This is a genomic window from Rhizobium sp. SEMIA 4085, assembly GCF_013004495.1.
Lineage (GTDB): Bacteria > Pseudomonadota > Alphaproteobacteria > Rhizobiales > Rhizobiaceae > Rhizobium > Rhizobium gallicum.
Map to the genome: position 1 here is coordinate 1 of NZ_JABEPH010000260.1, position 8745 is coordinate 8745.

10 protein-coding genes are annotated in these 8745 nt (G+C 60.0%); 8 read left to right on the forward strand and 2 right to left on the reverse strand.

What is annotated here, in order from left to right; genetic code table 11:
- Positions 1-688 (reverse strand): acyl-CoA dehydrogenase family protein (locus tag C9413_RS22390; protein WP_170250929.1); only part of this gene is annotated, 688 nt, incomplete at its 3' end.
- 161 nt (positions 689-849) lie between these two features.
- On the opposite strand from C9413_RS22390, the gene C9413_RS22395 reads away from it, so the two are divergent.
- Positions 850-1188 (forward strand): cupin domain-containing protein, encoded by a 339-nt coding sequence (locus C9413_RS22395; protein WP_170250930.1) that lies wholly within the window; start codon positions 850-852, stop codon positions 1186-1188.
- Here the strand turns inward: C9413_RS22395 and C9413_RS22400 are convergent, their stop codons facing one another.
- Positions 1189-2133: a LysR family transcriptional regulator gene (locus C9413_RS22400; protein ID WP_040115346.1), complete on the reverse strand. Its 945-nt coding sequence runs from the start codon at positions 2131-2133 to the stop codon at positions 1189-1191.
- A 252-nt stretch (positions 2134-2385) separates the two neighbouring features.
- Here C9413_RS22400 and C9413_RS22405 point away from each other — a divergent pair, with 252 nt between their 5' ends.
- From C9413_RS22405 to C9413_RS22435, 7 genes are all read left to right on the forward strand, one after another.
- A complete protein-coding gene (locus C9413_RS22405) occupies positions 2386-3591 on the forward strand; it encodes an ABC transporter substrate-binding protein (protein WP_040115347.1) in 1206 nt (401 codons plus the stop codon).
- A gap of 4 nt (positions 3592-3595) precedes the next feature.
- A complete protein-coding gene (locus tag C9413_RS22410) occupies positions 3596-4378 on the forward strand; it encodes an ABC transporter ATP-binding protein (RefSeq protein WP_040115348.1) in 783 nt (260 codons plus the stop codon).
- Positions 4378-5079 carry an ABC transporter ATP-binding protein gene (locus C9413_RS22415; RefSeq protein WP_040115349.1) on the forward strand — a complete coding sequence of 234 codons (702 nt, stop codon included), beginning with the start codon at positions 4378-4380 and terminating at the stop codon, positions 5077-5079. Before C9413_RS22410 ends, C9413_RS22415 begins: the two co-directional genes overlap by 1 nt.
- A 4-nt stretch (positions 5080-5083) precedes the next feature.
- Positions 5084-5971: a branched-chain amino acid ABC transporter permease gene (locus C9413_RS22420; RefSeq protein ID WP_040115350.1), complete on the forward strand. Its 888-nt coding sequence runs from the start codon at positions 5084-5086 to the stop codon at positions 5969-5971.
- A 1-nt stretch (position 5972) separates the two neighbouring features.
- Entirely contained in the window at positions 5973-6962 is a 990-nt protein-coding gene (locus tag C9413_RS22425) for a branched-chain amino acid ABC transporter permease (RefSeq protein WP_040115351.1), read from the forward strand.
- 17 nt (positions 6963-6979) lie between these two features.
- Entirely contained in the window at positions 6980-8575 is a 1596-nt protein-coding gene (locus C9413_RS22430; RefSeq protein ID WP_170250931.1) for a GMC family oxidoreductase N-terminal domain-containing protein, read from the forward strand.
- 9 nt (positions 8576-8584) lie between these two features.
- Positions 8585-8745 (forward strand): NAD(P)-binding domain-containing protein (locus C9413_RS22435; protein WP_170250932.1); only part of this gene is annotated, 161 nt, incomplete at its 3' end.

Genomic DNA, 8745 nt, shown 5'->3' on the forward strand with positions numbered 1-8745 from the left:
CGAAAACGTTGTCGATCACGATCTCACCGGTGATCGAGGCGCGCAGACCCACCTTGCCGTGAATGGCTGGCGTGGAAAGGCCCTTCCAGCCCTTTTCCAGAATAAAGCCGCGGATCACCCCGTCCTCCGTCTTGGCCCAGACAATGAAGACATCGGCGATCGGCGCATTGGTGATCCAAGTCTTGGACCCGGTGAGGTTATAGCCGCCATCGGCTGTTTTGGCGCGCGTCGCCATCGAGCCCGGATCGGAGCCGTGGTTCGGTTCGGTGAGCCCAAAGCAGCCGATCCATTCGCCGCTTGCAAGTTTGGGCAGATATTTCTGTTTCTGCGCATCCGAGCCGAAGGCCTCGATCGGCACCATGACGAGGGACGACTGCACGCTCATCATTGAGCGGTAGCCGCTATCGACGCGCTCGACTTCGCGGGCAATCAGGCCGTAGGCGACATAACCCAAGCCTGCTCCGCCGTATTCCGGCGCGATCGTCGGACCGAGCAGGCCGAGTTCGCCCATTTCGCGGAAGATCGTCGGATCGGTCTTTTCATTGCGGAAGGCATCGAGCACCCGGGGAGCGAGCTTTTCCTGCGCATAAGCGTGTGCCGTGTCCTGCACCATGCGCTCCTCGTCGGTCAGCTGTTCTGCCAGCCGGAAGGGATCGGCCCAGTCGAAGGTTTCGCGGGTGTGCTGCATGACGGCGTCTCCTCACCTTTTTTCAGGCAAGCCTGATCAAGCCCGCCATAAACCCGGGCAGCTTCGGCGTCAATTGGAAGGAATATACGGATGCGCCCTTTTCAAACAGACTTCAATGTTCCAACTTGCCGCCCGATGGGAATCGAAGTGAGGAGGCGAACATGACATCGAGCGCTCTTTTCGTGCATGCCGAAGGCGCTGACTGGATCAGTCCGGAGCCGGGCGTCACGCGCCGGATCATGGTCTACCTGCCCGAGATGATGAAGGTCGAAGTCGCCTTCGAAAAGGATGCAGTCGGTGCTGCGCATTCGCACCCGCACATCCAGGCGAGCTATATTGCCGAAGGCAGCTTTGCGGTCACCATCGACGGGAAGACCGAGGTGCTGAAAAAAGGCGGCAGCTTCATTGTGCCGCCGGACCTCGTTCACGGCGTCAAGGCATTGGAGAAGGGACGGCTGATTGACACCTTCACACCGCACCGCGCGGAATTCCTGAAATAGTCATCCGGGCTTTCGGCCGGAATGGATTGCAGCCGCAAATGGCGGGATGAAACGGGCGTCTTCGTCTTTCACGGCCTCGCGCAGAAAGTCGATGACGGCGCGCACGCGTGGTGCTTGTCTCATATCCTGATGGCAAGTAACCCAGTAGTTGCGGCAGAGGTCCACCTCATCGGGCAGGACGCGCACAAGCTCCGGATAAAGGCTTGCGAAGAAGTAGGGGAGCACGCAAAGCCCCAGGCCGTTTCGCGTCGCCGTCAGCTGCGCAAAGATGCTGGAACTTTGGAACTGGGGCTTGATGCGCGGATGCACGTCGCCGAGATAATCAAGCCCCGGCGCGAAGATCATCTCCTCGATATAGCTGATGAAGGGATGGTTCAGCAGATCGTCGCGGCAGGTGACCGGCGGGCTCTTGGCAAGATAATCGCGCGAGCCGTAAACCTGCAGATGGTAGTCGGTCAGCTTCTCGGAAAAATACGGTCCTCCCTTCGGTTCGTCCAAGACGACGGTAATGTCCGCCTCCTTGCGCGACAGTGACATGATCTGCTGGATCGTCACAAGCTCAAGCGACAGATGCGGATGATGTGCTGCGAATTTCGGCAGCACGCTCGCAAAGAAGAAATTCGCAAAACCCTCCGGCGCACTCAACCGCACGACGCCGCGCTGCGTCATCGAGCCTGCGGCAAGATCGGCTCGCAGGCGTTCGGTCTCATGTTCCATTTTTTCGGCGGTGTCTACGAAACGCGTGCCCATCGCCGTCAGCACGTAGCCGCGCGCGTTGCGCTCGAAGAGTTTGACCTTCAGGGCAAATTCAAGCCGGTCGATGCGCCGCGAGACGGTGGCATGGCTGCTGCGCAGCTGCCTTGCAGCCGTCGATAGCTGGCCGGTGCGCGCCACGGCTAGAAAAAACTGAAGATCGTCCCAAGTAAATTGCGGAGGATTGCTCATGCAGCGTCGCGCGTCCATCTGCGTCTTTGGTCTAATCGCCGATCGCTGCCCAAGAAATGGAAAGCGCCCTAAGTGCCGGTTTCAACCTTCTGTTCAGAAACGAACAGATACTGTTTGTAATTAACTGCAAACCACCGGTTGCCTCAAGGCAGATTTTCCTTGATCGTAGGCGAAGCGTCGGCTGGCTTGAGGAGAGCGGCTGGCCAATTTTGAACAGACGCGCGATCTAACCATCTCTGGGAGGAGAGACATATGCGAAAGAATTTCATTGCGTCCGTGGCATTCCTGCTTGCCAGCGGCACCGCCGTACTCGCCGATGGTGCTTCCGACGGCAAGGTGAAGATCGGCATCCTGAACGACCAATCCGGCGTCTATGCCGATTTCGGCGGTAAATCGTCCGTTGAAGCCGCCCAGATGGCGGTCGAAGATTTCGGCGGCAAAGTGCTCGACGCTCCAGTCGAGATCGTCGACGCCGACCATCAGAACAAGCCGGACATCGCATCGAACATCGCCCGGCAGTGGTACGACACCGAGCAGGTCGACGCTATCATGGAACTGACGACGTCGTCGGTTGCGCTCGCTGTCCAGGCAATTGGCAAAGAGAAGAAGAAGATCGACATCGTCACGGGTGCGGCAACAACGGATCTGACGGGCAAGGCCTGTTCGCCCTACGGCTTCCACTGGGCTTATGACACGCATGCCCTTGCTGTCGGCACCGGTGGCGCACTTGTGAAGCAGGGTGGCGACAGCTGGTTCTTCCTGACGGCCGACTATGCCTTTGGCTATTCTCTGGAACAGCAGACGAGTGATTTCGTAAAGGCCAATGGAGGCAATGTCGTCGGCTCCGTCCGGCATCCGCTCGCCAGCCAGGATTTTTCGTCTTTCCTGCTGCAGGCCCAGTCCTCCGGCGCCAAGGTCGTCGGTCTTGCCAATGCAGGCCTCGATACGTCGAACGCAATCAAGCAGGCGGCCGAGTTCGGTATCACGCAGGGTGGCCAGCGTCTCGCGGCACTGCTTTTCACGCTCGCTGACGTCCATGGCCTCGGTCTCGAAGCCGCTCAAGGCTTGACGCTCACCGAAGGTTATTACTGGAACCGTGACGACGAGAGCCGCGCTTTCGGAAAGAAATTCTTCGATCGCACCGGCAAGATGCCGAACATGATCCACGCCGGGACCTATTCCGCCGTGCTTCAGTATCTGAAGGCAATCCAGAAGGCCGGAACGGACGAAACGGAAGCCGTTGCCAAGCAACTGCATGAAATGCCGGTGGACGACGTTTTTGGCCGCGGTGGAACCGTTGGCCCGAACGGCCGCATGATCCATGACATGTATCTCTTGCAGGTAAAAAAGCCGGACGAGAGCAAGGAGGCCTGGGACTACTTCAACGTTCTCGCCACCATCCCCGGCAAGGACGCCTATATCGATCCCGCCAAGAGCGGCTGCGATCTGGTGAAATAAGCCCATGGCGGTTCCCGCAACAGAGACGAATCCAACGCCGCGGGTGGTACTCTCCGCCCGCGGCCTTCGCCGGGATTTCGGCGGCTTCACGGCCGTCAAGAATGTCGATCTCGATGTACACGATGCAAGCGTCCATGCCCTTATCGGACCGAATGGCGCGGGCAAGACGACGGTTTTCAACCTGCTGACCAAGTTCCTGCAGCCTACTCACGGCACGATCACGCTGATGGGTACGGATATCACCAGCACACCGCCGGACAAGGTGGCGCGCATGGGGCTGGTGCGTTCCTTCCAGATTTCGGCGGTCTTCCCGCACCTGTCGGTGCTCGACAATGTGCGCGTCGCCCTGCAGCGACCGAACAATCTCTCCACCCAGTTCTGGCGGCCGGTGTCTGCGCTGGATTGCCTGAACGACCGCGCCGAACAGTTGCTGGCAAGTGTCGGCCTTTCCAAGGAACGCGACCATATCGCTGCGGATCTTTCCTATGGCCGCAAGCGCGTACTGGAGATCGCCACGACGCTTGCGCTCGATCCGAAGGTTCTGCTTCTCGACGAGCCGATGGCCGGCATGGGGCAGGAGGACGTCAGCGTCGTTTCCGCCATCATCCGCGAGGTTGCCCGCGTCCGGGCGGTGCTGATGGTCGAGCACAATCTCTCCGTCGTCGCCAATATCTGCCAGCAGGTGACCGTACTTCAGCGTGGCGAGATCCTCGCAGAGGGCGACTACGCCTCCGTCAGCCAGGATCCGCGCGTCCGTGAGGCTTATATGGGCACGGAGGAAGGTTGATGGTTGCTCTGCTGGAAGTTCAGGGCCTCAATGCCTGGTACGGCGAAAGCCACATCCTGCACGGCGTCGACATGCGCGTTGGCGAAGGTGAAACGATTACTATCCTCGGCCGCAACGGCGTCGGCAAGACAACGACGCTTCGCACGATCACCGGCATCGTTCGGGCCCGCAAGGGCAAGATCAGCTTTGACGGAGCGGATATGATGCAGGTGCCGCTGCACAAGACCGCACACAAGGGCATCGGCTTCGTGCCCGAGGAGCGCGGCATCTTTTCGACACTGAGCGTGTCGGAAAACCTGATCTTGCCGCCGGTCGTTGCCGAAGGCGGCATGAGCCTCGACGAGATCTACGAACTTTTTCCGAACCTCTACGAGCGCCGCGCGAGCGCCGGGACCAAGCTTTCCGGTGGCGAGCAGCAGATGTTGGCGATCGCTCGTGTCTTGCGCACCGGTGTCAAGATGCTGCTGCTCGACGAGCCGACGGAAGGTCTTGCGCCCGTCATCGTCCAACGTATCGGTGAGGTTCTGAGGAAGCTGAAGGAGCGCGGCATGACGATACTCCTCGTCGAACAGAATTTCCGCTTTGCAAGCCGCATTGCAGACCGCTTCTATCTGATGGACCATGGCCAGATGGTGTCCGAGTTCCCGGTCGGCGAATTGCCTGAGCGGATGGATACGCTGCACAGGGTGCTGGGAGTCTGATTCCATGACGATGATATTCGGCATTCCCGTTCAGGCACTACTCGGCCAGTTGCTGATCGGCCTCATCAACGGCTCTTTCTACGCGCTTTTGAGCCTTGGCCTGGCCATCATATTCGGCCTGTTGCGCGTCATCAATTTTGCGCATGGCGCGCAATATATGCTCGGCGCCTTCGTTGCCTATCTGATGCTCGCCTACGGCGGCATCGGCTACTGGCCCGCGCTTGTTCTTGCCCCGCTTGCAGTCGGCCTTGTCGGCGCCGTCGTGGAACGGCTCTTCTTGCGGCGGCTCTATGATCTCGATCCACTCTACGGATTGCTCTTCACGTTCGGCATGGCGCTCGCGATCGAAGGGACCTTTCGCTATTTATACGGATCTTCCGGCCAGCCCTATGCCACGCCGTCAGCCCTTGCCGGTGGTACCAACCTCGGCTTCATGTTCCTGCCGATCTATCGCGGCTGGGTGGTCGTCATGTCGCTGGTGGTCTGCATCGGCACCTGGCTTCTTATCGAGAAGACCAAGCTCGGAGCCTATCTTCGGGCGGCGACGGAAAATGCCGTGCTTGTGCAGGTCTTCGGTGTCAACGTGCCGGTTCTTTTGACTCTGACCTATGCGTTGGGTGCCGGTCTTGCAGCCTTTGCCGGCGTACTGGCTGCTCCTATCTACCAGGTCTCGCCGTTGATGGGCTCCAACATCATTATTGTCGTCTTCGCCGTTGTCGTGGTTGGCGGCATGGGTTCGATCATGGGGGCGATCGTCACCGGTTACGTTCTGGGCGTTGCGGAGGGGCTAACCAAGGTTTTTTATCCGGAAGCGTCGAACATCGTGATCTTCGTGATCATGGCGATCGTGCTTCTCGTCAGGCCCGCGGGCCTCTTCGGCCGGGATGCGTAAGATGACGGACATCACCGAAACCATTCGTGCAGAAAAGAGCCGCACCGCACTGTCGGTACAGGCCGGCTTCCTCATCATCGGCCTTTTGCTCCTGCTGCTCGCGCCGTTTTTCTTCTACCCGATCTTCCTGATGAAGCTGCTATGCTTTGCGCTCTTTGCCTGCGCGTTCAACCTGCTGCTCGGCTATACTGGGCTGCTTTCCTTCGGGCATGCGACCTTCTTTGGCGGGGCCGCCTATTTCACTGCCTACACCGTCAAGGCATGGGGGGTTCCGCCGGAACTCGGCATCCTGATCGGCGTTGCGGGTGCTGCACTCCTCGGCCTCGTCATGGGCTATCTCGCCATTCGCCGTCAGGGCATCTATTTCGCGATGATCACGCTTGCGCTTTCGCAGATGTTTTTCTTCTTCTGCCTGCAGGCGGAATTCACCGAAGGTGAGGACGGCATCCAGTCCGTTCCTAGGGGGCATCTCTTCGGCCTCATCGATTTGAATAATTCGACCAGCATGTACTACTTCGTCTTGGCGGTCTTCGTCATCGGCATGCTTTTGATCTGGCGTTTCATCCATTCGCCCTTCGGCATGATCCTGAAATCGATCCGGGAAAACGAGAACCGAGCGATCTCGCTCGGCTATTCGGTGGCGCGTTACAAGCTCGGCGCCTTCGTGATGTCGGCCGCCCTGGCCGGGCTGGCGGGAGCCTTGAAGTCGCTCGTCTTCCAGTTCGCAACGCTGACGGACGTCGCCTGGCAGATGTCGGGCGAGGTGATCTTGATGACGCTTCTCGGCGGCATCGGTACGCTGATTGGTCCGATCTTCGGGGCGGGGCTTGTCGTGACGCTGCAGAACTATCTCGCGACATCGGAATTCCCCGTTACGATCATCACCGGCGTCGTTTTCATGATCTGCGTGCTGATCTTCCGTCGCGGGATCGTCGGAGAATTCTACGCCTCGTGGATCGGCCGGAAACTGGGCTTCGTGTATCGCCGTTGAGCGGCCGGTGACATCAGATGGATCGCTACGACTATATCATCATCGGCGCTGGCAGTGCGGGCTGTGTGCTGGCGAACCGCCTGTCCGAAGACCGCAATAACCGCGTGCTGCTGCTGGAAGCCGGCGGCAGCGACAACTACCACTGGATACACATACCGGTCGGCTATCTCTACTGCATCAACAATCCGCGCACCGACTGGTGCTATACCACCGCGCCCGAGGAAGGGCTGAACGGCAGGGCTCTGGGCTACCCTCGCGGCAAGGTGCTCGGTGGCTGCTCTTCGATCAACGGCATGATCTACATGCGCGGCCAGGCGCGCGACTACGACCTTTGGCGGCAGATGGGATGCAGCGGCTGGAGCTGGAGCGATGTTGTGCCCTTCTTCCGCAGATCGGAGGATCATTACCGCGGCGCGGACGAGATGCATGGTGCGGGTGGCGAATGGCGCGTGGAAAAAGCGCGGGTGCGCTGGGCCGTGCTCGACGCCTTCCAGCAGGCGGCACGGGAAGCCGGCATTCCGATTACGGAGGATTTCAACCGCGGCAGCAACGAAGGCTCCGGCTATTTCGACGTCAACCAGCGCTCCGGTATTCGCTGGAACACCGCAAAGGCCTTCCTCCGGCCGGCTATGAAGCGCACCAATCTGACTGTTCTGATGAAGGCGCAGGTGCGGCGGCTGCTGGTGGAGGAGGGTGCCATTTCCGGCGTCGTGTTCCAGCACGACGGCGCGGCAAAGCGCGCTTATGCGGCCAAAGAGACGGTCCTTTCTGCCGGTTCCATCGGCTCGCCGCATATCCTGGAACTCTCCGGTATCGGTCGCGGCGATGTGCTGAACAATGCCGGCGTCGACGTCGTTACCGAGGTCAAGGGCGTCGGGGAGAACCTGCAGGACCATCTGCAGCTTCGCCTCGCTTATAAGGTCACCGGCGTGCCGACGCTGAACGAGAAGGCGACAAAGTTGATCGGCAAGGCGGCGATCGGGCTCGAATATCTGATCCGCCGTTCCGGGCCGATGGCTATGGCACCGAGCCAGCTTGGCATCTTCACGCGCTCGGGGCCAGACAAGGAAACACCCGACCTGCAGTATCACGTACAGCCGGTCTCGCTCGACAAGTTCGGCGATCCAGTGCACGCCTTTCCGGCAATCACCGCAAGCGTCTGCAATCTGCGGCCGGAAAGCCGCGGCTCCGTGCATCTTGCGAGCCCGGATTTTGCCACGCAGCCGACGATTTCTCCGAAATACCTCTCGACGGAGCGTGATCGCGACATAGCTGTTCGATCGATAAGGCTGACGCGGCGGATCGTTTCACAGCCGTCCTTTGCGCGCTTTCAGCCGGGGGAGTTCAGGCCCGGTCCGTCCTATCAGACGGAGGCCGATCTGGAGCGGGCGGCGGGAGACATCGGCACGACAATCTTCCATCCGGTCGGAACCTGCCGGATGGGCGCAGACAAAGACAGCGTCGTTGATCCGCGGCTGAAGTTGCGCGCGCTTGCCAAGCTCAGGATCGCGGATGCCTCCATTATGCCGTCGATTACCTCAGGCAATACGAATTCGCCAACGATCATGATCGCCGAAAAGGCGGCCGCGATGATCCTCGAAGATAACAGGTAGGAGGCCATGATGACACGGATCGCATTTATCGGGCTTGGCAACATGGGCGGGCCAATGGCGGCCAATCTCGTCAAGGCCGGCCACGAGGTGACGGGCTTCGATCTCGCCGCGCCGGTTCTCAAGGCGGCAGAGGAAAGCGGCGTGACACCTGCGAGCCACGTGAGCCAGGC